The sequence below is a fragment of the Desulfovibrio sp. genome, assembly GCF_014803725.1.
Lineage (GTDB): Bacteria > Desulfobacterota > Desulfovibrionia > Desulfovibrionales > Desulfovibrionaceae > Desulfovibrio.
In genome coordinates, this window is record NZ_JAAVBE010000019.1 from 157,711 (window position 1) to 181,050 (window position 23,340).

Consider the following 23,340-nt stretch of genomic DNA (forward strand, 5'->3'; position numbering starts at 1 on the left):
AATAGGGCTGCCGCCTCACTGCTTGTGCAGCATGATGTCGAGGATGACCTTGTCCGTCTCGCGCATGCCCGTGGAACCGAGGCGCCCGAGGTTGGCGATGCAGGCCTCGATGTCTTCCGAGACGATGCCCTCGTTGCCCGGCACGGCCGAGCCTTCCAACGCCAGCATGGCCGCCTGGATGCCCGCGCCCACGGCCGAGGCCACCTTGAGCGCGCAGGAGCTCTTGGCGCCGTCGCAGATCATGCCCGCCACATTGCCCACCATGTTGCGGACGGTCATTTCCATTTCGCGCAGGCCGCCCCCGAGCAAAAGGGTGATGCCGCAGGCGGCCGCCGTGCCGGCCACCATGGCGCCGCAATGGGCGGAGAGGCGCCCCAGGTGGTGCTTGATGTGGATGGCCGTCAAATGGCTCATGATGAGGGCGCGCGCCAGTTCCTCGTCGCTCTTTTCCAGCCTGATGGCGCAGGCCACCACCGGCATGGTGCAGGTGATGCCCTGGTTGCCGCTGCCGGAATTGCTCATGACCGGCATCATGACGCCGGCCATGCGCGCGTCCGCCGCGGCCGCAGTGAGCTTCACGGCGAAGGTGGGCATGTCGTCGGCGAGGATGTGGCGGCGCACCTGCGCGTCCATGTTCTTGCCCACGGCGAGGCCGTACTGGCGCGAAAGCCCCTCCTCCGCCACGGTGCGGTTCATGTGCGCGGCCTCGAGAATGAAGGCGATGTTTTCCAGCGGCGTGGTGGTGGCGAAGTCATGGATGGCCGCGAGGCTCAGCGGCCATTCTTCTTCGGCCGCCGCGCCTTCGGCCGGCTCGGCCCTGCCGGCCGAGAAGACGAGTTCGTCGTCGCGCCAGACATTGGTAATATTGGCGTGCGAGTCCCTCAGCTCCGCCGCGCCCGTGTGGCCGCCGCCGTGGGCGACCACCTTGCAGTAGAGCAAGAGCTCGTTGTCGGCCGGCAGGTGGAGCTCCACCTTGCCGTCCGCCAACAGGGCCTTGGCCTGCCTAGCCAGCTCCGGAGAGAGGTCGCGCAGGCATTCCAGCCCGAGCTCGCTCTTGCCGCCCAAGGCGCCGGCCGCGGCCGCGATGCCGAGGCCCATTTCGCCGGTGCCCGGCACCATGACGCCCATGCCGTTCTTGAGCAGGTTGGCGCTCACGGCCACGTCGAGCCGCTCTGGCGGCGCGCCCAGAGCCTCGGCGGCGCGCGCCGCCGTCAGGGCCACGGCGATGGGCTCGGTGCAGCCGAGCGCCGGCACCACCTCGCGGTGGAGCAGGTCGAGAAAGGCCGCGTGATCGCTCATGCGTCCGCCCCGCCGCTGTGCTGCAGCGGCCCGAGCTGCCCGTGGCGGTTGAAGGTGCCGTCAAGGATAAGGGTCAGCGCGCCGTCGCCCGTGACGTTGCAGGCCGTGCCGAAGCTGTCCTGCAGGGCGAAGATGGCGATGAGCAGCGCGACGCCCGTCTGGTCGAAGCCGAGGATGCCGGTGACGATGCCGAGCGAGGCCACCACCGTGCCGCCGGGCACGCCGGGCGCGCCCACGGCGAAGATGCCGAGCAGGATGCAGAAGAGCACCATGGTGCCCAGGGACGGCAGGGTGCCGTAGAGGATAAGGCTGATGGTCATCACGAAGAAGGTCTCGGTGAGCACCGAGCCGCAGAGGTGCACCGTGGCGCCCAAGGGCACCATGAATTCCACCATGGTGCGGCTCAGCACTGGCGAGCGGTGGGCGCATTCGAGCGCCACGGGCAGGGTGGCGGCGCTGGACATGGTGCCCACGGCCGTGAGGTAGGCGGGCGCGTAGTAGCGGAACACCTGGGACGGGTTGCGCCCGGAGACGATGCCGCCGATGCCGTAGAGCACGCCGAGCCAGATGAACTGGCCGATGATGACGAGCACCACCATGGTCACGAAGATGGGCAGATGCCGCGAGAGCGAGCCCTCGTAGGCGAGCCCCATGAAGGAGAGGCCCACGAAGAAGGGCAGGATGGGGATGAGCACATGCAGCACGAGCCAGCTGATGACCTTTTCAAATTCTTCAAAAAGCGAGGTCAGCGTCTGTGCGCGCGTCCAGGCGATGCCGAGGCCGAGGAAGAGCGCGGTGATGAGCGCGCTCATGACGCTGAAGAGCGGCGGGATGTCGAGCCGGAAGACCATTTCCGGCAGCTTGCGCAGCGATTCCGCCTCGGTGGCGATGGAGAGGTGCGGGATGACGAGATAGCCCGAAACCATGGAGAAGAGCGCCGCGCATACCGAGGAGGCGTAGGCCAGCGCCACGGCCGCCACGAGGATCTTGCTCGCGTTCCTGCCGAGGCGCACGATGGCCGGGGTGATGAAGCCCACGATGACGAGCGGCACGAGGAAGAAGATGATCTGGCCGAGGATGTGGCGCACCGAGACCACCACGTCCATGATGGGCTCGTTGACCACAAAGCCGAGCAGGGCGCCGATGACAAGGCCCGCAATCAGCTTGATGATGAGCGAAAGGTCTCCGATCTTTGCCATGGTCAACCTCCTCATGGCTCGGTCTTGCCCGGCGCCTGTGCCCCCGCGGCGCACCGGGACGCCCCGCCACTATAGGCGCGAGCGGGCTTGCGCGCAAGGAGGTGGGGCCGGGATTTTCCGCCGGGGGCCTTATTCGAGGATATAGCGCATGGGATTGACGGGCACGCCGTTGAGCCGCACCTCATAGTGCAGGTGGGGCCCGGTGGTGCGCCCGGTCATGCCGATATGCCCGAGCACCTCGCCGCGGCGCACCCATTGGCCCGGCTTGACCGTGGCCCTTTGCAGGTGGGCGTACTTGGTGACGATGCCGCCGCCGTGGTCGATCTCCACGCTGTTGCCGTAGGCGCCGTCGCGCCCGGCCATGATGACCGTGCCCTCGGCCGGGGCCACGATGGGCGTGCCCATGCGGTTGCTGATGTCGAGCCCCTTGTGGAACTGGCCGCCCCTGCCGAAGGGCGAGGTGCGCCCCCCGAAACTGGAGGACACGAAGCCCGTCACCGGCCAGATGGAGGGCATGGAGGCGAGGATGTTGCGGTTTTCGCGCAGCGCGCGCAAAAGATCCTGCTGGCGCACCTCCTCGAGGCGCGTGGCCTCGGAGAGCTGGCCCAGAAAGTCCTGCATCTTGCGCGCGGCGAGCTCCTGCCGGTGCAGGGGCAGATAGGTGCGCGAAAAATCGCCGGGCCCGTCGCCCACTTCGGCGGGCTCCTTCTCCATGTTCATCATGAGCCTGAGCTTGGAGTCGAAGCGCTGGATGCGCAAAAGGTCGCGGCTCACCTCGGTGATGCGCTCGGCGAGGTTCACGGTCTGTCGGCGCTGCTCCTCGGCAACGCGCCGGGCCTGGGCCAGGTCTTCCTCAAGATGGCGTGCGTCCAGCCATTCCTTCCACAGCCAGATATTGCAACCCGCCACCGCAGCGACCAAAAGGCACGCGGCGATGCCGAGCCAGCCGCGCAGGTAGAGATTGCGGCTGCCGCTGCGGCCTTCCTTGAAGATGACGATATGGTACTTGCCGAAGAGCATGGGGCGCCAGTCTAGAGGGCGCCCGGCGCCCTGTCAATCACGCCCCGGCGGGCCGGCGGCAGCTGACAGGCGGGGCGCCCGCGTGTATGCTTGCGGGGCATTTTCACTCCCCACAGGAGGGACACCATGACGCAGCAGGACCCGAAACCGGGCAGCGCGGAAGAGGCCGGCAAGACGGCGCTCGCCGCTTACCTGCCGGAATTTTTCGCCGCTGTCGGCGAATTTCCCGACCTCAAGGCCGAGCCGGGCCTTTCGGACGAAGACATCGCCGCCCTGGAGCAAAGGCTGGACTTCCGCCTGTCCGAAGGACTCAAGCGGCTCGTCCGGCAGTGCGCGGCCATCTCCATGAATGGCCTCTCGGTGCGCGCGGCGCACTTCGGGCCCATCGTCATGCCCAGCTCCGAGGCGCTGATCATCGGCGAGCTCTATCTGCACAATGACGGCGACCGGCTGCTCATGCTCCCCAACGACGAGACCGTCTACTACCTCGAGCAGCGCAACGGCGCCATCACCAAACTCGCGGATTCTCTGGAGAACTTTTTCAATCAGACGCTGCCGCGCCATCTGTACGGCTAGTTTCCGCCGCCTCCCCCGCCGTATCCCGCGTGAGCTGCCAGCGGGTGAGCCCGCGCAGGATGGAGCGGCGCGCGTCCGGGATGCCGGCGGCGAGCTGCCGCAGGGTGGCCTCCATTTCGCTTCGCGCCGTATGCCCGGCCGACGGGCAGGCGTTGCGCCACACGGGCAGCCCCCATTGCCGGGCCGCGGCGCTGACATATTTCTTTTCCACGAGCAGGAGCGGCCGTACCAGCGTGAGGCCGCCGCGGAAAAAGCTCTCGCGCATGGCGAGGCCGTCCACGCGGCCGTTGCGGCAGAGGTTGAGAAAGAAGGTGGTCACGAGGTCGTCGGCCGTGTGGCCGAGGGCGAGGTGGGTCAGGCGGTAGTCGCGGCAGAGGTCAAAGAGCCGCTTGCGCCGGAGCCACGCGCAGCGGAAGCAGGCCGAGCGCTTGCGGTTACGCTCGGAATGGGCCTCAGGGCCGTGGTCGGTCAGTTCCAGGTGCCCGGGGATGCCCTCGGCGGCGAGCCACGGCAAAAGCGCCGCATGGGCATCTGGCTCGAAGCCCGGGTTGCAGTGGAGCGCCATGATCTCGAAGCGGAAGGGCACGATGCCCTGCCGGATCTTCAGGGTCTTCAAGAGCACGAAGCTGTCCACCCCGCCGGAGACGGCCACGCCGATGCGGCAGCCCGGGCGCAGCATGCCCGTCTTCTGCATGGCGAGGCCGGCCGCCTTGACGCAGACCTCCTGGGCATAAGTTCGTTTTTCGCGTGCCATGGGGCTCCTGTGGGGGCACACCCGGAGGGCTTTGACCTGCGCCGCGGCGCTTGACGGGCGCCCCGCCCTCGTCTAAAGTAGCGTGTTTCGGCCGGCGCACCATGCCCGGCCCTGGGCCGCCCCTTTACAACGCCGTGGGCGGCATTATTTTTCCGGCGCGATCCCGCCGCAAACGGAGGCAGCATGGCCCGCATCACCGTGGAAGATTGTCAGGAGCGCGTGGACAACCGTTTCCTGCTCGTGCAGATGGCCATCAAGCGCGTGCGCCAGTACCGTGAGGGCTACGAGCCCTTGCTGGATTCGCGCAACAAGGAAGTCGTCACCGCGCTGCGCGAGATAGCGGCCGGCAAGATCCTTCCCGACGACAAGTCGCTCTATACGCCGCTTCCGAGCGATGGGGAAGCGCCCGCCGCCACTCACGGCGACGAGGCAACTTCCGGGAACTGACAGCCCGGATGACGGCGCGCCGGTGTCGCGCCGCCCACAAGGACTGTACGCCAGATCATGACAGTACGCGATTATTACGAAGTGCTCAGCGTCTCGCGCGACGCCGGCACCGAGGAGATCCGACACGCCTACCGCAAGCTCGCCATGCGCTATCACCCGGACAGGAACCCGGGCGACGCCGACGCAGAGGTGAAGTTCCGCGAAGCGGCCGAGGCGTATGAAGTGCTCCGCGACCCGGAAAAACGCGCCCGCTACGACCGCTTCGGCCATGCCGGCGTGCAGGGCAGCGGCGCCGGCGGCTTCGGCAATGCCGAAGACATCTTCGCCCATTTCAGCGACATTTTTGGCGACCTGTTCGGCTTTGCGGGAGGCGCCCGCGGCTCCCGCGCGCAGGCCGGCGCCGACCTGCGCTACAACCTGACCATCAGCTTCGCCCAGGCCGCCCACGGCGACGAGATCAGCCTTTCCGTGCCGCACCATGTGGAATGCCCCGACTGCAAGGGCAGCGGCGCAGCCCCGGGCACCAGGCCGGAAACCTGCCCCCAGTGCCACGGCACGGGCCAGGTGCGCCGCAACCAGGGCTTTTTCCAGCTCGCCATGCCCTGCACCGCCTGCGGCGGCACGGGCCACATCATCAAAAAGCCCTGCCCCCGCTGCAAGGGCGAAGGCCGCGTGGAGGATGAACACGAGATCAAGGTGCGCATCCCCGCCGGCGTGGACAACGGCACGCGTCTTCGGGTGCGCGGCGAGGGCGAGGCCGGCGGGCATGGCGGCCCCCCCGGTGACCTCTATGTGGTGCTCACCGTCGAGCAGGACGCCCGCTGGGAACGGCGCGGCCAGGACCTCATCTTCACCCAGGAGCTCAGCTTCGTGCAGGCCGCCCTCGGCTGTCGCGTGGAGGTGCCGGGCATCGACGGCCCCTTGGGCATGGACATCCCCAAGGGCGTGCAGTCCGGCGCGCTTTTGCGCCTCGCGGGCCAGGGCATGCCATGGCCTGGCCGCAAGCAGCGCGGCGACCTGCTCGTGTCCGTGAAGGTGGTCACGCCCACGCGCCTGAGCGCCCGCCAGGAGGAACTTTTGCGCGAATTTGAACGCGCCGGCGAGGAAACGCCCTTCGCCAAGGTCAAGAACGCCGCCAAGAAGATCGGCAAGGCCATGGGCTTGGACTGAGACGGCGGCGAAATCCGTGAAGCCATGAGAAATGGCGCCCGCATCGTGTGGTGGGGCGCCATTTTTTCTTTCTTAAAGCGCGCCCAGCGAGGCCAGCGCCGCGAGCACCTCTTCCACCGAGAGATGCACGAGGGCCGGCTCGGCCCCTGGCGGATACTCAAAACCCAGGTCAAGATAGGCCCGCTGCCCCTTGGACGGCAAAAGGCTCACGCAGCGCGGCCCCACGGGCCCCCAGCGGCGCGGATTGGTCGCGCCGTGCAGGCCCACGGTGGGCGCGCCCGTGAGGGCGGCGAGGTGCATGATGCCGGTGTTCACCGAAACCACGGCGTCGGCGCGCGCCAAAAGCCACGCCAGGTCAGGCAGGGTGGTGCGCCCGGCGAGGGAGTGGACATGCTCCGCGCCGGCCAGCTGCTCGCGAAGAAAGGCGTCGTTGTGTTCGATGTCGGCCGCGCTCCCTGTGAGCCAGACGCTGAAGCCCCGCGCCGTGAGCTCGCGCGCAAGCCGCGCCCAGTGCGCCGCCGGCCACTCCTTGAGATGGCACTTGTAGCCTGCCGGCCACATATGCAGAAAGGCGTGGCGCCGCCCGTCGGCCAGCTCCGCGGCCAGCGCCGGCACCGTGTCGGGCAGGCACAGCACGGGCTCGGCGGAAAAGTCCGGCCAGAGGGTTCTCCCAAGAGCGAGGAAATTCTCCTTTTCATGCTGCTGGCCGCTGTGCGTGGCAACATGGTCATAACCCAGGCCCCGCCATTGCCCGGCCGTGGAAAAGCCCACGGTGAGCCGGGCCCCGGAGAGGTTGGAGACGATGGCGCCGAGCCGCGCCCATTGGGTGCTGTCGAAGAGAAGGTCATAGCGTCGGCCGCGCAGGTGACGCACGATGGCGCCCACATGGCGCACATTGAACACGGCCACGGCGTCCGTATCGCCGATGAGCGGCAGCGTCTCGGCATTGCCGGTGGAAACGATGAGCTCGAGCTCAGCCCCGGGAAGTTGACGTCTGAGGCCCCGCAAAAGCCCGGAGAGCAGCAGGAGGTCGCCGATGGCGCCCAGGCAGATGACGCCCACGCGCTTCGCTTCCGAGGCCGCGCATGCCCGTGGACGTTCCGCCGCGCGCGCCGCCGCCGTCACCGCCGCCAACGGGATGCCCGCGTACCAGTCCAGCCGGCGCAGGAGCCTGTTGCCACGCTCGCCCGCCATCAATAGGCACCGTAGCCGGTCAGAACCACCGGGACGGTTTTCGCCAGTATCCAGAGATCCATCCAGACCGACCAGTTATTGATATAGTAGTGGTCAAAGGCCACGCGCTCGGCGTAGGTCGTGTTGTTGCGGCCCGAGATCTGCCACAGGCCCGTGACGCCCGGCCGCACCCGGCGATATTCGTCATAGACAGGCCCGTACTTCTTCACTTCCGCGCCCACGATGGGCCTGGGTCCAACGAGGCTCATGTCGCCCAGGGCCACGTTGAGCAGCTGGGGCAGCTCGTCCAGGCTCGTCTTGCGCAAAAAACGGCCCATGCGGGTGATGCGCGGGTCATGCTTGAGCTTGTGGTCGCGCTCCCACTCGGCCTGAAGTTCCGGATCCCGCGCGAGCCATTCCTTGAGCTTCGCGTCCGCGTCAGCCACCATGGTGCGGAATTTATAGACATGCATGAGCCGGCCGTTCCGGCCGAGACGCGTCTGCCGGTACAGCGGGGAGCCGGGGCTGTCCAGCCGGATGAGCAGCGCGAGCACGAGGCCCAGCGGCACGACCAGCGGGGCGAGAAGGATACAGAACAGGATGTCGATGGCCCGCTTGACGGCAAGGCGCCGCCAGTCATGCAGGTTTTGGGTGAGCAGGAGCATGGTCACGCCGCTGAGCTCGCAGGGGGTGAGCCAATAGCGGCGGAAGCCGGCCGAAAGATCCGGCACCACGAGGACCTTGGCAAAATGGCGGCTCACCGCACTGACATAATCCGCGGAAGGCCGCTCCCCCGCCCCGTGCATGAGCAGGGCGACCCCGCCGGGCCAGTTCCGGGCGGCGGCGCCGAGCAGGGCATCCACTTCTTCCGGCTCGCCGGAGAGGTCGAGCATGGCCACCGGGCGCAGGCCGTGTTGCGGGTGGCGCCGCAAATAGTGCCACAGGCGTTTGGCGCGGGCGCCGCTGCCAAGGATGATCAGCGGACTGCTCCACCACGGCAGGCGCGAGAAAATGCGGATGCACGCGGCGCGCAGCAGGGGCAAGGTCACCAGGGTCGCGGCCCAGCCGCCGAATATGACGAGCCGCGAATACAGGTCGCCCGTCTTGGAAAGAAAGAGCACGAGCAGGATGAGGGCATAAAGCAGACTGACAAAGAGAAAGACGGCCTTCATCTCCCGGTGGGGGGGGAGGCTGATGCTCCGATACAGGCCGAGGGAGCTGCCGAGGAAGGGCGCCACCAAAAGCAGCGGAAAGACCCAATGGTAGAGGGCCGGGTCGAGCCCGCCAAAGGCCGCGCGCGCCATGAGCAGGGCGAACATGGTGCCGACAAAAGCCGCCAGATCCGACAGAGCGAGCGCAACAGAGCGCACCGGCATTCCGGCGCGCTGCATGATGACAGGTAGCTGGGAGATCCGGCGCATGGCTGCCCTTGGCAAAGATTGTGCGGCTGCCCGCCCCCCACAGGACCTCCCCCGGGCGCGGGCACAGCACTCCCCGGCATGGGCCTGCCCGTGCCGTGCGTTTTCGCGGAATGCGCGAGAGCCACTATATCAAAGCAGCCCCTGAGCGCAAGCCCGTCCCCTGGCAGGGCGCCATTCGGGTGTGGGCTCCGCAGGCGGTCGGCCCTGGCACATGACCTCCCGGCACTTTACAGTTACCTTGAACTGCGATCTATCGCCAGCGCCAGACGGGCCCGATTTTTCCCCTGCGCTGCGACCCCGCGGAGTGGCTGCCGGGGAGTTTTCCCACTCCATCAGCTCAACCGGGTGGCGTGTGTCGGTAAAGTACCCCGATTACTCGGTCCCCTGTTTTCCGGGCATTTCCCCATGCCCGGCGGAATCGCCATTTCTGCCCCGCAAGCACACAAAGTTTTCCTAAGTCCCCGCGCAATTAAGACTTTTCCTTCAAACTCCTCTCAGCTATACTGCCGCCATCGCAGGCAACGGCGACGAGTCTGCATACTTGGCCCAAGTCGCAGACAATGGCAGTTTTTAAGCCAAAAAACCGTATCCGGGCTCCCCTAGTTGACAATTTGTCCTCTGATACAACATTTTGGTAGGGCATGTAATTTGCATTAATTAAAGCCGTGAGGGAAGAATGTTCCACGAGCTGCACCACATACGCATCGCCGGCTTGCGGGCCGCGGTGCCTGCCAATGAGATCCGCCTTGAGGACGAGGCCGCCTATTATGGCGGCAGCCTCAAAAAAGTGGCGCGTATGCGCGCTACTCTCGGGATGGACAGGCGCCGGGTCTGCCCGCCGGATGTGACCGCCTCGGACCTCTGTGCCCATGCGGCCCGGGCGCTTCTGAACGATATGCCCGGCGTGATCGACAACATTGACGCCCTGGTCTTTGTTTCACAAAGCCCGGACTGGAAGCAGCCCGCCACCGCCTGTGAGCTCCAGCACAGGCTTGGGCTGCCCACAAGCTGCGCCACCTTTGATGTCAACCAGGGGTGCAGCGGATACGTCTACGGATTATGGATCGCCTCTTCGCTGGTGGGCGCCGGGGCTGCCCGCCAGGCGCTCCTCCTGGTGGGCGACGCGCACGCGGGAGGGCGAGACCCGCGCAACCGCGTCATGGCCCCCGTTTTTGGCGATGGAGGGAGTGCGACCCTTCTTGTCCGCGACGAGACCGCCCCTCCCCTGCAATTCGGCTTCGGCACAAACGGGCAGGAATTCGAGACCATCATCACTCCCGGCGGGCAGGCACGCATCCCGCTGCTGCGCGATGCGGCGGCGAATGCCGTTCTCGCGGAAGACATCCTTGATCCCATGGGCAATCCCTGGCAACTCGGTGATGCCTGGATGGACGGCGGCGCTGTGTTCAACTTTACCATGGATGTGGTACCGCCGCACATTGAAGCAGCCCTGCACCATGCCTCCCTGTCGACCGACGATATAGCGATGCTGATCCTGCATCAGGCGAATACCCAGATAGTGCGGACCATTGCCGAAAAGGCCGGGTTCCCACCCGAAAAAGCTCCGGGTGACTCCTTTTCGCGCTACGGGAACCTCGCCGCGGCGTCCATCCCCGCCGCCTTGTGCGACGCCTTCGGTCATGTCGCGTCCCCGGGGAAGATCCTCATGTGCGGCTATGGCATCGGCCTTGCCTGGGGCTCCTGCCTATGCGATCTGGAGCACTGGAACTGCTCCCCCACGCTCGACTTCACGCCTGATCCGGACCGTCCCACACGCGCCGCGCGTGTTGAGCGCTGGCAAAAAATCCTTCGAGGAGAAATTTCACGTCATGACAGCTAGCAGTAACATGATGGCAAGGGCAGAGTTTCTCGCCCAGTTGCAGGAGATGCTCCAGACTGACGCCGCGCTCACCGAAGACACGGCGCTTATGGAGATGGAGGAGTGGGACTCCCTGGCCTTCATGATCCTCATCGCGTTTTTCGACAAGCACTTCGGCAAGCGCGTGACCTTTGACGACCTGAAGAACTGCACAACCCCCGCCGACCTCATCACTCTTGCGGCTGGAGCCATCGCCTGATGTTTTCGCCAGGGCAGCGCATCCTCGTCACCGGCGCGAGCTCAGGCATCGGCAGGGCCATCGCGCAAAAGTGCGTGGCGCTCGGCGCGACGGTCCTCGCGGTCGGCCGTGACGCCGGGCGACTCGCCGAGGCAAGGGCCCAAGCCGCCGAGCCGGCCCGCTGGATAAGCCTTGAGCGGGACTTCACCTCGCAGATGGACGCCATCCCTGCCTGGTTGCGCTCGCTGTCCGCCGAACACGGCAAACTCTTCGGCCTGGCGCATGCGGCCGGAAGCGGTATCATGGACAGCCTGCAGCTGTATGAGCTCGACAGCGCGCGCGCCTATTTCGACCTCAATTTCCATGTGCCGCTCCTGCTCGCCAAGGGCTTCGCGGATCGCCGGGTGGGTCTGCGCGGGGGCGCGATGTGTTTTTTGACCTCAGCTTCTGCCGTGTATCCCGAAAAGGGACATCTGCTCTATGGCGCCGCCAAGTCTGCCCTCGCCTGCGCGGCCAAGAGCATGAGCCAGGAGCTCGCGCCGCGCGGCATCCGGGTGCATTGCCTGGCCCCAGGCATCGTGGAAACGCCCATGGAGGCAGCCGCGGAGGCCATGATGGGGCCGGGCTACCGGGAAGAACAGCTTGCCGCCTATCCCCTGGGCTTCGGGCAGCCGGAGGATGTGGCCAACATGGCGGCCTTTCTGCTTTCGGAGCAGGCCCGCTGGATAACCGGGCAGAACTTTGTCCTTGCCGGGGGGCGCTACTGACATGCCAGGGGTGTTCATTGCCGGCAATTCGGGGGCGGCCCGGGAATGTTACTGGATTTTGCGCGACCTTCAGGCCGCGTCGCCAGGACTGAGCGCCTATTATGAATTTGGCGGCTTTCTGAGCTGGCGGGGCTATGCGGGCGACCTGAAGGAACTTTCCGGCTTTTTCCGCGGGCCGCTGGAAGACCATGCCGTCGGCGCAGACGAGCTTTACATCATAGGGGTCGGGGCGCCGCACCTTCGGCGGGACATCTTTCGTCACCTCAAGGAACGCGGCGCCAGGCTCATGAACCTCATCCACCCCTGGACGGCCATCTGCCCTTCGGCTGTCATGGGCGAAGGCAATGTGTTCCAGCGGGGCTGCACCGTTTATGCCAATGCGGTCATCGGCGACGGCAACTATATCAATGGCGCCGCCAATCTTTCGCACGACGCGCGCATCGGCGATTTCAACTTTCTTGCGCCTTACGCCATCGTGCTCGGCGGGGCGAGCATGGGTGATGGCAACCACCTGGGGCCCCACGCCGTCCTGCTCGAACATGCGCGCATGGGCAGCGGCAATTTGCTGACACCAGGCAGCGTGCTCTACAAAGGCTCCGGCGACAATGCGCGCCTTTCCGGCAACCCGGCCCTCAAGATCGGCGCGATGGAGAACTGACACCGTGGCCGCGGACTCCTTGCATATCCTTATCGCCAACAACTACACGATCCGGGGCGGTATCCCCAAGGCCGTGGCCGCACTGGCCAACGCCATGACCGACCGCGGGCATCGCGTGACCATTCTGAACCAGCGGCCGGTGCCCCGGCTGCTCTTCCCGCTGTATCGCCTGTGGCGCGCTCTGCGCGACATGAGTTATCCGCCTGCGCCCGTGCCGGCCCCGCTTCAGGGAACCAGGCCTATCTCCCGGGATTATCCCCTTCGTGAAGGCATCCGTGTGCTCCACTTCCAGTTTACGGACAGGAACCTTAAGGTCCAGCAGCTGCGCGAGAGGATTCGCCAGCTCGATTCGGATGTCTGCGTGTGCCCGATGGCCGACGGCGCACATCTTGTCTGGGCCGTGACCCTGCTCGGTTCGGGCGTGCCCTATGTGTATTCCGAACGCCACAGCCCGCAGACCATCGAAAACGAGTTCTGGAACCGCAAGGGGCGCCTGGCGGCCATGAGCGGCGCAGACGCCATCCACCTGCTTCTGCCCTCCTACCTGGACAGCCTGCCGGATTTTTTGCGCGGCCGCGCCCGCGCCATCCCCAACGCCGTGAAACTTCCCGGGCGCGCCGCGGACCCGGCGGGTGCGCCCGGCGCCCGGAAAACGCTGCTCTGGCTGGGGCGCCTCCACGAGCCGCTCAAGCAATGCCGCATGGCCGTGGATGCCTTCGCCCTGATAGCGCAAAAATTTCCGGACTGGGACCTGCACATTGTGGGCGACGGCCCTGATGGCCCCCTCATCCGCGCCCATGCGAAGCAGGTTGCGGGGCGCCACAATCTTGAAGGCCGGATACAGTTCCTGGGTGAGAGCGGCGATGTGCCCGCCCATTTTACATCAGCACAGGCCTATTGCTTTTCGTCCAGAACGGAGGGCATGCCCAACGCGTTGCTTGAGGGCATGGCAGCCGGCCTCCCCTGCGTGGCGTTTGCAGGTTGCCCTGGTGTGGCGGATATCATCACTCACGGAAAAAACGGCCTTTTGGCGCAAGCCATGGATGCTTCAAGCCTTGCGGGGCAACTGGAACGCCTGCTGGCTGATGCGCCCCTCCGTGAGCGCCTGGGGGCCGCGGCGCGCGAATCCATGGCCCGCTTCTCCGAAACGGCGGTGTTTGACGCCTGGGAAGGGATGCTGCGCGAAGCGGCGGCCCAAAAAGGCGCCACCGTCATGGATGCTTTTTCGAGGGAGCCCTTCGCCAGCATGGCGCGCCTGTCCTCCCGGGCGCGCCAGGAATGGGCGTTGCGCGATTTCGGCCAACCGCTCTGCGACAGCCTGGCGGGCAGGCTCCGGGAGGCCTGGTATATCTTCAGGTGGCGACTCCAGCAATGGCTATAGACAAAAAACTCACCATCGCCATTGGCGCATTGACACTCTGCATAGGCAAAGGTGGTACGGAGCGGGTAGCCACTGATCTTGCCCATGAAATGATCCGGCGCGGCCATACTGTCTTCATCCTCTGCAGGGATTACCACAAGCCGCCGCCCTTCACGCTGGATCCGCGCGCGCAATACATTCATCTGTCCCGCGATTTTTTCCGCGGCAGCCAGAAAGCCATCGCGGATGTGCGCACCCTCCTCAAATGCAGGGGCACCGATGTCTTCCTTTCCCTCCAGTCAGAATCCACCCACATGCTCTGGGCGCTGGCATGCATGGGAACGGGCATTCCCTTTATCTGTTCCGAACGTTCCGATCCGCGTTTCACCGAGGCGGTTTCGTGGAACAGGCCGGGGCGGCATGCGGTTCTCGCGGCTGCCGATGCCGTCCATGAGCTTTTGCCAGTGCATATGGAGACAGTACCCGAACAGTGGCGGTGCAAGGTGCGCTTCATTCCCAACGCCTGCCCCGGGACGGCCGCGCGGGCTGAAAGCCAGGCCGGACTGCACAAAAATCCCGCCATCCTCTTTTTGGGGCGCTTCATCAAGGGGAAACGTGCGGACGCGCTCCTGCGGGCTTTCGCCCTCCTGGCGCCGGAATTTCCGGGATGGACGCTTTCGCTCGTCGGCGTGGGGCCCGAGCGCGGGCGGCTCCGGCGCCTTGCTGCGTCCCTTGGCGTGGACGCGAGGGTGACAGTTCGCCCCTCCCGCGAGAATGTGGCCGAGGATTACGCCGAGGCCAGCATCTACTGCCTCCCGAGCCGGGTCGAAGGCTTTCCCAACACCGTTGTGGAGGCCATGGCGGCCGGGTTACCCGTGGTCGGGATCGCAGACTGCCCGGCCATGACTTCACTGGTGCATCACGGCGAGAACGGCGTGCTTGCGCCGGATGCCACCCCGGAAAGCCTTGCCGATACCCTGCGCCCCCTCATGTCCTCCGCCCGGGTGCGCGAGGCAATGGGGGAAAAATCGTTGGAGCTGTGCCAACGGCTTTACGAACGGCGCGCCGTATTTGACCAGTGGGAAAATTTCTTTCGTGAAATGGCCGCAAGCAAGGGACATACGGTCATGGACGGGTATGCTGCCGAGCCTTTCGCCAGCATGGCGCGCCTTTCCTCGGCTGCGCGCCGGGAGTGGCTGTTTCGCAACTTTGGACAACCCATGCCCTACAGCATCCAATGGTGGAAAGAACGCGCCGCCTGGTTCTGGCGCAATCTGCTTGGCAAATGCCGCCGCATTAAAAACTGATGACCACCGAGCAAAGAGAGAACCCCAGATGACCGCCGGCCCGCTTTTTCGCAATGACGATGTCGCCTATGACACGGACATGTCCTGTTTTCCCCGCTTTTGCGATATTTTTCATCGGCGCGGCTATCGCCAGCTGCACGCCGTGACCCTGCGTGGCCTCTGCAACTATGCGCACAGGCATAACGGCAAATATTGCGTGTATGCGGACAGGCCCACACTTTCCCTTCTCTCCAATGACCTCATCCGCTCCCTGTCCGAACCGTACCGTTTGGAAAACAACGAGGCGCTGGTGCGCTATCTGGCCGAAAGCCCGGATGACATCGCTCTGCACGGGCTTTACCATACCAATTATGCGGCCATGGAGTATGAGGAACAACTGACGGAAATGGAGCGGGGGCTGCGCCTCCTGCAGGAGCTTTTCCCGGGCAAGAATATCCGTTTTTTCGTCCCCCCCTTCAATAAAAGCAATGCTGCGACAAGACGCGCCGCCAACGTCCTCGGCCTGCGGGTGCTTGGTGACGAAGGCGTACATCTGGAAGAGCGGCTGGCAACGTTGACGCTGGAACCGGGCATCTGGTACCGATACCATCATCACCGTTTTTATCCTGGGAGTACGTTTGACACATTTCCGCTGAGCCTCGAACGGCTGGAAACCGCACTCGCGTCAGGGGGGCAGGGGGACGCGGCAACACCGTTGCCCATGCCTTCTTTCGACTACGAAGGGGACATCAGGCTGCTCAAGCGCCTCGTGGCACAACATGAGGCGCAGCCGTGGTTTGTGAGCACTGCCGAAAACCGGCTTAACCGCCGGGAACTCCAGTTGGCCATGGGCTGGATATACGCCCATCTGGAACATGACGCCCCCATCTTTGAACTGGGATGCGGCAGCGGCAACAATCTCGTCTGGCTCGCCACAAGGGGCTATACCGCGCTCGGCGGCAGCGATGTGGACAACAAGGCCCTTGCCGTTGCCAAGGGCATGGCGGATTCGCTGGACGCGGACTGGAACCTCATGCGCGGCAGCCTTCTCGAACCAGAGCATGTTCCCGGCGGGCAGGCCCTGATCATGGCGATCAACTGCGCGATCTATCATGCGGACTTTGTCCTGTCCGACTTTCTCCAGGCCTGCGCGGGTAGGCTCAGGCGGGGAGGATGCGTCCTCATCGATCAGGTGGACGCATCGTTCAACGGCAATCCGCGCAACAGGTGGTATTCCCCCCAATGGGAACTGCCTGAGAGCGAAAGGACGAAACCTTCGGAATACCGCAGCCCACGGCTGGGGATGCTCCAGGTGGCGCAAAGCGCCGCCAAGGCCGGTTTCGAGATCGTGGCTGCCCTCCCATCCCTGCAGGAGGTGCCCCGTTGCGTCTATGTTTTCGCGCATCGGTGTGGCATGGTGCCCGCTCGGCGCCCGCTGCCCGTCCTTCCCCTGCCGGAAAGCATGGTCCAGCCCGCCATTGAGACCCTCTTCCACTCCGGTCTGTTCGACTGGGACTGGTACCGTAAAACCTATGTACGCGGCCCCGAAATCATGGACCCCCTGGAACACTTTGTCCGTTTCGGCGCCACCAAGGGCTACCGCCCCAACCCCGACTTTGATCCCGCGCTCTATCGCCGCAGGTATATGAGCATTGCCGACCCCACAAATCCTTTGCTGCACGCGCTGATGACGGGACGGGCGCAGCCTGCGCGCCAGGGGACGGACTAAAGCCCACGCTGCCGTGGTGGGGCTCTGCCCTTCGCGGGGCCTTGAGTGACGCGAACACGATGGCGCCAAGCGACCAGGATGGAAAATACATGGACGCAAAAAAAATCAATAACATCTTCACGAAGTTACGTATACACGCCCAATTCCTCAACCGGGAGTTCGCATATTTCCTGCCACTTGTGCGGCAAAAAGGCTGGCGCTGGACATGGCGCCATGCGAAGCTCTGCCGTCACGTGTATCTTCCCTGGCTCAAGAAAAAGCTCGCCTCCACAAGCAAGGGCTTTGACCGGGAGTTCTACATCGCCAAATACGTCCGTGGGCCCCTGCTCATTGATCCGCTGGAACACTACGTGCGCCGGGGCATGTATTACGGGCTGAAACCCAACGCCGCCTTTGATCCTTACCGATATCCTCCTTCCAACATGCATCCGGGCGACCGGCGAGCCCCCCTTCTTCACCACATCCTCGCCCAGGAAAAGGGCGTCACGCTCCTGCCGTATCCCCTTGCGGCTTACAGGCCCGGCGTCGCCGAGAAGTGCACACGTGTCCATAATTTTTTTATCACCTGCTCAAAAAGCGGGCTGCGTTTCCCGCCCGGAAAAAAAATTCTCGATTTCGGCTGCGGGGACGGACACATGGTCGTGGCCCTGCGCGCGTTTGGCTTCGATGCCTATGGCTACGACCTTGAGCCACGGATCGCGCCCCAATATGCGCCATTCAGGGAATTTTTCCGTGATGGAATGGGGGCCGTTGACGCTGAGCGGGGCCACGCCGGAGTCTCCAACTATCAGCTTAAGTCCGGCAAGTGGCATCTCCCCTACCCGAGCGATACTTTTGACATAGTTTTTTCGCAGCAGGTTATCGAGCATGTGTTCGACCTAGACATCGCATTTGCGGAAATGGCGCGAGTGCTCAAGCCAGGGGGGATATCGCTGCATGTCTATCCTCCGAAGAATTGCTTCATGGAGCGCCATGTCCACGTTCCCTTGGGGCACCGCCTTCACTTCAGGTGGTACTTCTATCTCTGGTTCTTGCTCTCGAAAAACAACTCGATAAAAGGAGACACGGCATTCGATCGCGCAAGCCATGCCTATGACTTCGTTGATACGGCGACATGCTACACCTATAATAATGATATGAAGAAGCTTGCTGCAAAATATTTTTCAGAAGTGCGGCTTATCTGCTCATACCCGCCTCCTGTGCCTTTCAACCCCTTCCTGATGTTTTATAATCGTATTTTTCCGCATACCATGTTGCTCGCCTGCCGCAAATGATTACTTACTGAGGCTTGTGCCTTCTAACTCATGTGGGGAGATGAATGGGACGTCTGTTGCTTTATACCGATCTGGGCCCCTCACGGGCATGGCTTTTCGCAGCCCTTCTTGCCAACCGGGAACGGCTTGCCGCCCGTGGTATGGTCTTTGCGCCCTTCGACAACGCGTATAACGATCTCATCCCCTCTCATCGCCATCTCTGGCCCTATTTCCCTCAGGATACGTTCAGCGCCCTGCAGGAGCAGCATTTCACCACCATTGCGGAAGAACTCGGGAAAAACAAGGACGTGCTGTGCCTTATCCCGACCTTTTCGGAGACAGCCCATGCGAAAGCCTGGGAGGCGCTGAAGGAACGCGTCGATTTTTCGCAGCATGAAGTGAAGGCGTTGACCATCGTGGGGCGCCCTTCACTTCTTCTTGAATACCATTGGCGTGAGTGGAAGGGCTCGTATTTCGCAGGGCTCGAAGAATATTATAAGGACATGGTTTCCCTGTGCGGTCAGCTCCCTGACCTGCTCACCGGCATGGAGAGCCGTTTTGGCGCCGCGGGCCACCGCCTTGTGGCGGATACGTCGGCGCCCACGGAGGCCGTGGCCAATCTCCCGCTCCTGGATGTGGTCGCCGATTTCCTCGGGCATGCCCCGCTTGAGGCCCCCTTGGGGACTCCATATTCGTCGCTCTTCCTCCATTCGCATGCGGCGAGGCGCCTTGCCTGGGTTCCCAGTGTCGCCTATAACGCATGGCCGCCTATCGATGATGCCAAGCTCATGGCGTCACTTCAGGCCTTGGACGCCGGACGCGCCAACGATGTCATGACCCCGGAGGATGTCAAGGCCATGTACCTGGAGCAGTGCGGGCCAGCAACGACTCGCCTCGAAACAATGCTTGCGCTGCCGCAAGGCTCGCTCGGCATTCCCCCCTGGTTTTCCGAAACCTCTGTTGCAGACAGGTTCGCGACGCCGGACGCGGCCAGCATAAGAGCCTTCGCCCGCGAGCTTGAGCCGGAAACGCGGCGTGCGCTGCTTGCCAGGCTGCATAACGACGAAGTCCTCCTCAACGAGGATCAGCGGGCTCTCTACACCGTGCTGAGCGAGGATGCGCCTGCGGAATTTCGCCAGGTGGGCGAACCGGAGGAACCTGCCCTCCTCACGGTATTGACCATGGCCTATAACCAGGAAAAATATATCGCGCAATGCATGGATAGCGTTCTGGAGCAAAAAACGGAATTTCCCGTCCAGCATATCGTTCTCGACCACTGTTCAGAGGACGCTACCCCGGCGATCATTGCCGAGTACGCGGCAAAGCACCCTTCTATCCGCCCCGTCTTGCTGGCAAAGCACATTCCCTACGAAAACACGTGGGGCCTGCTTTCACGTTGCCGGACAAAATACGCTGCGCTGTGCGACGGCGATGACTACTTTACAGAGCCGACCAAGCTCCAGAAACAGGTGGACTTCCTCGAGGAGAACCCCGATTGCGCCCTCTGTTTTCATCCCGTGCTGGCGGTTTTTGAGGACAAGAAGTATCCCCCCTTTGTTCATCCGCCGCAGCATATGCTCCCGCGGGGCCTCCGCAAGAAGTATTATCTGGCCGACATGCTCAACGGCAACCTCATCCAGACCAACTCCGTGGTCTACCGCTGGCGTTTCCGCGAGGGGCTCCCGGACTGGTTCCGCCCCGACCTTTGTCCGGGCGATTGGTACTGGCACCTCCTTCATGCGGAGACCGGCAAGATCGGCTTCATTCCGGAAATCATGTCCGTCTACAGACGCCATTCTGCCTCCTACTATGCCGATTCCTTCATTTCCCATGTGAATTTGCGCCGCCAGCACGGTATGGAGGAGTTGGAGACCTATGCGGCCATGAACGCGCACTTCAAGAACAGGTATTTTCGCGCCTTTTCCACCTTGGCCAATGGCGTCTTCGCAGACTTTCTTGAAATTCAGGCCAGGGACGGCACCTCGAACCTTCTGGACGAGGCCAGCAAAAAATATCCTGAGTTCACGCTCAACTTTTTGAAAAACCTGAAAAAACTGAAAGCGGAATCCAGATCTCCCCAGCCTGGGGGCCCGACGGGCACAGAAGCGCCCTTTGGCGGTATCGGCAAAACTCCTCTGTAAAGAATCTTCCACCCATGGACACCATTGATTTTCTTGTCCTCGCTGCGCACGGCACCGGAATCCATGCCTTCCACACCTATGCGAACATGCTGCCCGGCATCAGTTGTCTTTCGCATGGCATCAGCGAGAAGGCGATTAGGGAATTCCTCCGAAACCCAGGACACACCGCCAAGGGGCTCATCCTCGATACCCCGGCCCTGGACGAGGGCTTCCTGGACGCGATCCTCGCACGCTGCAGCCCGCAATGCACGCTGGTCGTCCTGAGCCGCGACCCTCTGGAGCGCCTCAAAAGCGTCGTCAACACTCACGTTCTTTGGTGGGCTGAAGCAACAGCGGGAGTCTTCGACCGCCCAGGGCACGCGACCAAGCTCTATGGGTGCGCCGATGTGAAAACCATGACGGAAACACTGCTCGACGCGCCAAACATGAACACGAGCTGGAAACTCCTGCCCCTGGTGGCGCCCCGAATGCACAACTTCCTTGTTTTCGACATCCGGGAGCTTTACCCTGAAAATGCGGAAAGAAGCCTGCTTTCTCTCCTCGCCCTGTTGGAAAAGGGAAAGCTCCCCCAAGGGAGCATCCCCGGTTTTTCCATACCGCGATCGTTGGTGTACAGGAAAGAAAACAGCTTTGTCCGTTTTATAAAAAAACTTCGTCTGCGTCATGGCGATGCCTGGTTCGCCATTAAGCCATGTCCATATGAATTTTGCTCTTCCTACGGGCTGGAGCAGGACATCGTCCTGCTCCGCGACCCGGCTGACTATGGCTTTTCACTGGGCGACTACGAGGGCGAGCTGGCATTTGTGCTTTGTGAGTACGACCACCACTCGCGCACCAATGCGATGAATATTGTTCGTCAAAGGCTGGAACAGGAGCCGGAACTTCTTCTTGACTATTGTGCGGATATTTCACGCAGGCATGCGTTCGCCCAGAAACTGGCAGACTGCGTGGCCCTGACCAATGATGGCCTGCTGGACTTCGCCCGCTCGGATCGGCAGTTCGGCTCCGCGCTCCGACAGTTCTTCCAGAATCATGAGCATTGCCTTACAGCCTGCGGCCGAGACGCTTCCTCTTCTTGGCAAGCCACGCAAGACTTTTCCACAGCGCTGGCCTCGATCCTTGCCGCTGGGGCGGGCGCCACGCCCGGGGACTGACACGATGCAGGATACACCTATATATGGGCTCCCAGATCTGCAGGTGGCGCTCTCGTCACTTCCTCCTGACGTTTTCGTCGTAGCCTTCTACATCTCCACCACAAGCGTATCACAGGACATCTGGATGAACCCCCTGGCGGCGCGTATGCGCGCCGCAGGCTACCTGTCCCTGGCGATTTGCACCCCGAAAAATGTGGACAAGATCCGGCTTGAGGCCGATCTTACCGCGGTGCTCGCGGAAACCGATCTCTCCCCACTCACCAGAATCAATGCCATCATCATATCCGATATGGATACACGTAATGCGATATACCCGCTAACCGCAAAGATACTTGGCTGTATACACGCGTTCAGCGTGGCGAATGATGACCTGCCCTGGTCCACGGCCGAATCGGCAGGCCTGGACGGCTGGATGGTGCCCTTTCCTCTGAGCGCAGACACAAAGGCCGGCATCAGCAAGCTCTGGTCCGGCTTCACCACTCCGGCAGGGACACGGCGTAGTGGCAACTTTCATATCATTCCCGTGGGCTATCCCGGTCTCGCCGTTCTCGCTGAGCGCCTGCGCACCACCAGGTCCGTCCCGGACGCCATCGTCTATGCGCCCGTGGGCCGCAGCGCCTATCCGGATTCCGGGGGCAACCGGCTCAGGCGCTACGGCGTCCGCACGGTGAGGACGCTTCTCAGCAGCTTCCCCGACTACCGCGTGATTTTCCGCCCTTACAAACTTGACCTGGATTCCCCCGAGGTCCGGGAGATATGCGCGGCTTTTGCCGGCGAGCCCCGCTTTCTCCTTGACACGGCCCGAGAACGGCATTTTTCCTTCGCCCGCGGTGCCCTGCTTGTGACTGACCTGTCCCATATCGCCTGGTCTTTCGCATTTTCAACCCTCCGTCCGGCGATCTATTTCCAGCCTTGGGCACTGCCTCCGCACCCGTCGGCCACGAGTTCGCCCAAAGGGCCGACGAACTCACGCGGGCGAGGGGAGAACACGCGGCAAGCCTTCGTGCCATGGGAATGCGGGTTCCGGGCCACTTCCTTTACCGGCTTGACAAGTGCTGCCAAGGAGTGCCTGGAAAAAAGGGACTTTTGGGAAAAAGCTCTCCGTGACCGGCGTGAAAGGCTGACAATGCCTTTTGATACCGCCCTTGACGATATTGTTGGCTTCATCCGCGACTTCGTGGAGGACAAGCCACGCCCGGACTGGCTCACCATCCAGCGTGACGGCGCCGTTGTCCAAAGCGAAGCGGAACTTGTCCAGCGCATGCTGCAGCAGCCCAGGGAGGCGCTCCCCAACATTTCCGCCAGCGCGCTCATGTGCCACAGTCCGCTCAGTCCGTTGCTGACGGCCCTTGCGTTGCACTCCGGCCATGAACTCATCCCCGAGGCAGGGTTCTATTTCCGTGAGGCAATTGAACGCGCCGCCAGCCACCTGCTGAGGAAGGAGTTTTCCTGTCGCTCGTATAAAGATGTGGATGTGCATGACATCCGGACACTCTATTCCCTGGCTATCCTGGAAATGTTAAAAAAGAAGGATGCAGACGGACTCGCACTGGCGCAAGCCCTCCTGGAGCGCCTGGATGCTTTTTGCCAGAGGGACGCCCCGGATGTCCAAACGGCGTTCCTCCTGCCGGGGGGATAAAAGAAACCGCATGACTCTGCTGGGGGCATGCCCCGCGGGCTGTCATGGGCTTTGGCACACCCCCCCTGGCTGGAGCGCCAGCGGCCCGCGGCCCGGTGCATCGCCCTAGCATCCGCCACGCCAGGGAGAAATATTTGCAAATTATTCCACAGCATGCTATGAATAAAAAATATCGGCAGCCCTTACGCGCGCTTCCCCCTCCAGAGCAATGCCTGCAAATCCCTCAATACCGGAGCA

20 protein-coding genes are annotated in these 23,340 nt (G+C 63.3%); 14 read left to right on the plus strand and 6 right to left on the minus strand.

Features of this window, described 5'->3' with window-relative positions:
• Positions 1-15: 15 nt before the first annotated feature.
• The 3 genes from HDR50_RS06240 to HDR50_RS06250 form a co-directional block, all read right to left on the minus strand.
• Entirely contained in the window at positions 16-1,299 is a 1,284-nt protein-coding gene (locus tag HDR50_RS06240) for an L-serine ammonia-lyase, iron-sulfur-dependent, subunit alpha (protein WP_291356950.1), read from the minus strand.
• Positions 1,296-2,498, minus strand: a complete 1,203-nt coding sequence (locus HDR50_RS06245; protein ID WP_291356952.1) for a dicarboxylate/amino acid:cation symporter — start codon at positions 2,496-2,498, stop codon at positions 1,296-1,298. Before HDR50_RS06245 ends, HDR50_RS06240 begins: the two co-directional genes overlap by 4 nt.
• A gap of 129 nt (positions 2,499-2,627) precedes the next feature.
• The gene (locus tag HDR50_RS06250) at positions 2,628-3,518 is read right to left on the minus strand and encodes a M23 family metallopeptidase (protein ID WP_291356953.1); all 891 of its coding nucleotides are present in this window, start codon (positions 3,516-3,518) and stop codon (positions 2,628-2,630) included.
• A gap of 126 nt (positions 3,519-3,644) precedes the next feature.
• On the opposite strand from HDR50_RS06250, the gene HDR50_RS06255 reads away from it, so the two are divergent.
• Positions 3,645-4,094: an SMI1/KNR4 family protein gene (locus HDR50_RS06255; RefSeq protein WP_291356955.1), complete on the plus strand. Its 450-nt coding sequence runs from the start codon at positions 3,645-3,647 to the stop codon at positions 4,092-4,094.
• Here the strand turns inward: HDR50_RS06255 and HDR50_RS06260 are convergent.
• The gene (locus tag HDR50_RS06260; protein ID WP_291356956.1) at positions 4,060-4,848 is read right to left on the minus strand and encodes a tRNA 2-thiocytidine biosynthesis TtcA family protein; all 789 of its coding nucleotides are present in this window, start codon (positions 4,846-4,848) and stop codon (positions 4,060-4,062) included. The genes HDR50_RS06255 and HDR50_RS06260 overlap by 35 nt on opposite strands.
• 183 nt (positions 4,849-5,031) lie before the next feature.
• On the opposite strand from HDR50_RS06260, the gene rpoZ reads away from it, so the two are divergent.
• Positions 5,032-5,295, plus strand: coding sequence for a DNA-directed RNA polymerase subunit omega (rpoZ, locus tag HDR50_RS06265; RefSeq protein ID WP_291356958.1), 264 nt, complete (start codon positions 5,032-5,034; stop codon positions 5,293-5,295).
• A gap of 57 nt (positions 5,296-5,352) precedes the next feature.
• Positions 5,353-6,465, plus strand: a complete 1,113-nt coding sequence (gene dnaJ / locus HDR50_RS06270) for a molecular chaperone DnaJ (protein WP_291356961.1) — start codon at positions 5,353-5,355, stop codon at positions 6,463-6,465.
• Positions 6,466-6,537: 72 nt separating this feature from the next.
• On the opposite strand, the gene HDR50_RS06275 is transcribed toward dnaJ, so the two are convergent.
• Both HDR50_RS06275 and wbaP read right to left on the minus strand, forming a co-directional pair.
• Positions 6,538-7,659: a glycosyltransferase family 9 protein gene (locus HDR50_RS06275; RefSeq protein WP_291356963.1), complete on the minus strand. Its 1,122-nt coding sequence runs from the start codon at positions 7,657-7,659 to the stop codon at positions 6,538-6,540.
• Positions 7,659-9,059, minus strand: coding sequence for an undecaprenyl-phosphate galactose phosphotransferase WbaP (gene wbaP, locus HDR50_RS06280; protein ID WP_291356965.1), 1,401 nt, complete (start codon positions 9,057-9,059; stop codon positions 7,659-7,661). The genes HDR50_RS06275 and wbaP overlap by 1 nt, the downstream gene beginning before the upstream one ends.
• A 676-nt stretch (positions 9,060-9,735) precedes the next feature.
• Here wbaP and HDR50_RS06285 point away from each other — a divergent pair.
• The 11 genes from HDR50_RS06285 (at position 9,736) to HDR50_RS06335 (ending at position 23,103) form a co-directional block, all read left to right on the plus strand.
• Complete coding sequence (locus tag HDR50_RS06285) at positions 9,736-10,899, plus strand: ketoacyl-ACP synthase III (RefSeq protein WP_291356967.1); 1,164 nt, start codon at positions 9,736-9,738, stop codon at positions 10,897-10,899.
• Positions 10,889-11,137 (plus strand): acyl carrier protein, encoded by a 249-nt coding sequence (locus HDR50_RS06290; RefSeq protein ID WP_291356969.1) that lies wholly within the window; start codon positions 10,889-10,891, stop codon positions 11,135-11,137. The genes HDR50_RS06285 and HDR50_RS06290 overlap by 11 nt, the downstream gene beginning before the upstream one ends.
• Positions 11,137-11,883, plus strand: a complete 747-nt coding sequence (locus HDR50_RS06295; protein ID WP_291356970.1) for an SDR family oxidoreductase — start codon at positions 11,137-11,139, stop codon at positions 11,881-11,883. Before HDR50_RS06290 ends, HDR50_RS06295 begins: the two co-directional genes overlap by 1 nt.
• Before the next feature lies 1 nt (position 11,884).
• Positions 11,885-12,541: a transferase gene (locus HDR50_RS06300; RefSeq protein WP_291356971.1), complete on the plus strand. Its 657-nt coding sequence runs from the start codon at positions 11,885-11,887 to the stop codon at positions 12,539-12,541.
• A gap of 4 nt (positions 12,542-12,545) precedes the next feature.
• Positions 12,546-13,922 (plus strand): glycosyltransferase, encoded by a 1,377-nt coding sequence (locus tag HDR50_RS06305; protein ID WP_291356972.1) that lies wholly within the window; start codon positions 12,546-12,548, stop codon positions 13,920-13,922.
• Positions 13,913-15,208 carry a glycosyltransferase gene (locus tag HDR50_RS06310; protein WP_291356974.1) on the plus strand — a complete coding sequence of 432 codons (1,296 nt, stop codon included), beginning with the start codon at positions 13,913-13,915 and terminating at the stop codon, positions 15,206-15,208. Before HDR50_RS06305 ends, HDR50_RS06310 begins: the two co-directional genes overlap by 10 nt.
• Before the next feature lie 79 nt (positions 15,209-15,287).
• On the plus strand, positions 15,288-16,916 hold the full coding sequence (locus HDR50_RS06315) for a polysaccharide deacetylase family protein (RefSeq protein WP_291357228.1): 1,629 nt from the start codon (positions 15,288-15,290) through the stop codon (positions 16,914-16,916).
• A gap of 89 nt (positions 16,917-17,005) precedes the next feature.
• Positions 17,006-18,190 carry a class I SAM-dependent methyltransferase gene (locus HDR50_RS06320; protein WP_291356976.1) on the plus strand — a complete coding sequence of 395 codons (1,185 nt, stop codon included), beginning with the start codon at positions 17,006-17,008 and terminating at the stop codon, positions 18,188-18,190.
• A gap of 44 nt (positions 18,191-18,234) precedes the next feature.
• Entirely contained in the window at positions 18,235-20,310 is a 2,076-nt protein-coding gene (locus HDR50_RS06325) for a glycosyltransferase (RefSeq protein ID WP_291356978.1), read from the plus strand.
• 14 nt (positions 20,311-20,324) lie between these two features.
• Positions 20,325-21,464 carry a hypothetical protein gene (locus tag HDR50_RS06330; protein ID WP_291356980.1) on the plus strand — a complete coding sequence of 380 codons (1,140 nt, stop codon included), beginning with the start codon at positions 20,325-20,327 and terminating at the stop codon, positions 21,462-21,464.
• Between the two features lie 4 nt (positions 21,465-21,468).
• Positions 21,469-23,103 (plus strand): hypothetical protein, encoded by a 1,635-nt coding sequence (locus tag HDR50_RS06335; protein ID WP_291356982.1) that lies wholly within the window; start codon positions 21,469-21,471, stop codon positions 23,101-23,103.
• The last annotated feature ends 237 nt before the right edge of the window (positions 23,104-23,340 follow it).

Coding starts and splice junctions, on each gene's coding strand:
- HDR50_RS06240 (WP_291356950.1), bottom strand. CDS start 1,299: ATGAGCGATCACGCGGCCTTTCTCGACCTGCTCCACCGCGAGGTGGTG.
- HDR50_RS06245 (WP_291356952.1), bottom strand. CDS start 2,498: ATGGCAAAGATCGGAGACCTTTCGCTCATCATCAAGCTGATTGCGGGC.
- HDR50_RS06250 (WP_291356953.1), bottom strand. CDS start 3,518: ATGCTCTTCGGCAAGTACCATATCGTCATCTTCAAGGAAGGCCGCAGC.
- HDR50_RS06255 (WP_291356955.1), top strand. CDS start 3,645: ATGACGCAGCAGGACCCGAAACCGGGCAGCGCGGAAGAGGCCGGCAAG.
- HDR50_RS06260 (WP_291356956.1), bottom strand. CDS start 4,848: ATGGCACGCGAAAAACGAACTTATGCCCAGGAGGTCTGCGTCAAGGCG.
- rpoZ (WP_291356958.1), top strand. CDS start 5,032: ATGGCCCGCATCACCGTGGAAGATTGTCAGGAGCGCGTGGACAACCGT.
- dnaJ (WP_291356961.1), top strand. CDS start 5,353: ATGACAGTACGCGATTATTACGAAGTGCTCAGCGTCTCGCGCGACGCC.
- HDR50_RS06275 (WP_291356963.1), bottom strand. CDS start 7,659: ATGGCGGGCGAGCGTGGCAACAGGCTCCTGCGCCGGCTGGACTGGTAC.
- wbaP (WP_291356965.1), bottom strand. CDS start 9,059: ATGCGCCGGATCTCCCAGCTACCTGTCATCATGCAGCGCGCCGGAATG.
- HDR50_RS06285 (WP_291356967.1), top strand. CDS start 9,736: ATGTTCCACGAGCTGCACCACATACGCATCGCCGGCTTGCGGGCCGCG.
- HDR50_RS06290 (WP_291356969.1), top strand. CDS start 10,889: ATGACAGCTAGCAGTAACATGATGGCAAGGGCAGAGTTTCTCGCCCAG.
- HDR50_RS06295 (WP_291356970.1), top strand. CDS start 11,137: ATGTTTTCGCCAGGGCAGCGCATCCTCGTCACCGGCGCGAGCTCAGGC.
- HDR50_RS06300 (WP_291356971.1), top strand. CDS start 11,885: ATGCCAGGGGTGTTCATTGCCGGCAATTCGGGGGCGGCCCGGGAATGT.
- HDR50_RS06310 (WP_291356974.1), top strand. CDS start 13,913: ATGGCTATAGACAAAAAACTCACCATCGCCATTGGCGCATTGACACTC.
- HDR50_RS06315 (WP_291357228.1), top strand. CDS start 15,288: ATGTCCTGTTTTCCCCGCTTTTGCGATATTTTTCATCGGCGCGGCTAT.
- HDR50_RS06320 (WP_291356976.1), top strand. CDS start 17,006: ATGGACGCAAAAAAAATCAATAACATCTTCACGAAGTTACGTATACAC.
- HDR50_RS06325 (WP_291356978.1), top strand. CDS start 18,235: ATGGGACGTCTGTTGCTTTATACCGATCTGGGCCCCTCACGGGCATGG.
- HDR50_RS06330 (WP_291356980.1), top strand. CDS start 20,325: ATGGACACCATTGATTTTCTTGTCCTCGCTGCGCACGGCACCGGAATC.
- HDR50_RS06335 (WP_291356982.1), top strand. CDS start 21,469: ATGCAGGATACACCTATATATGGGCTCCCAGATCTGCAGGTGGCGCTC.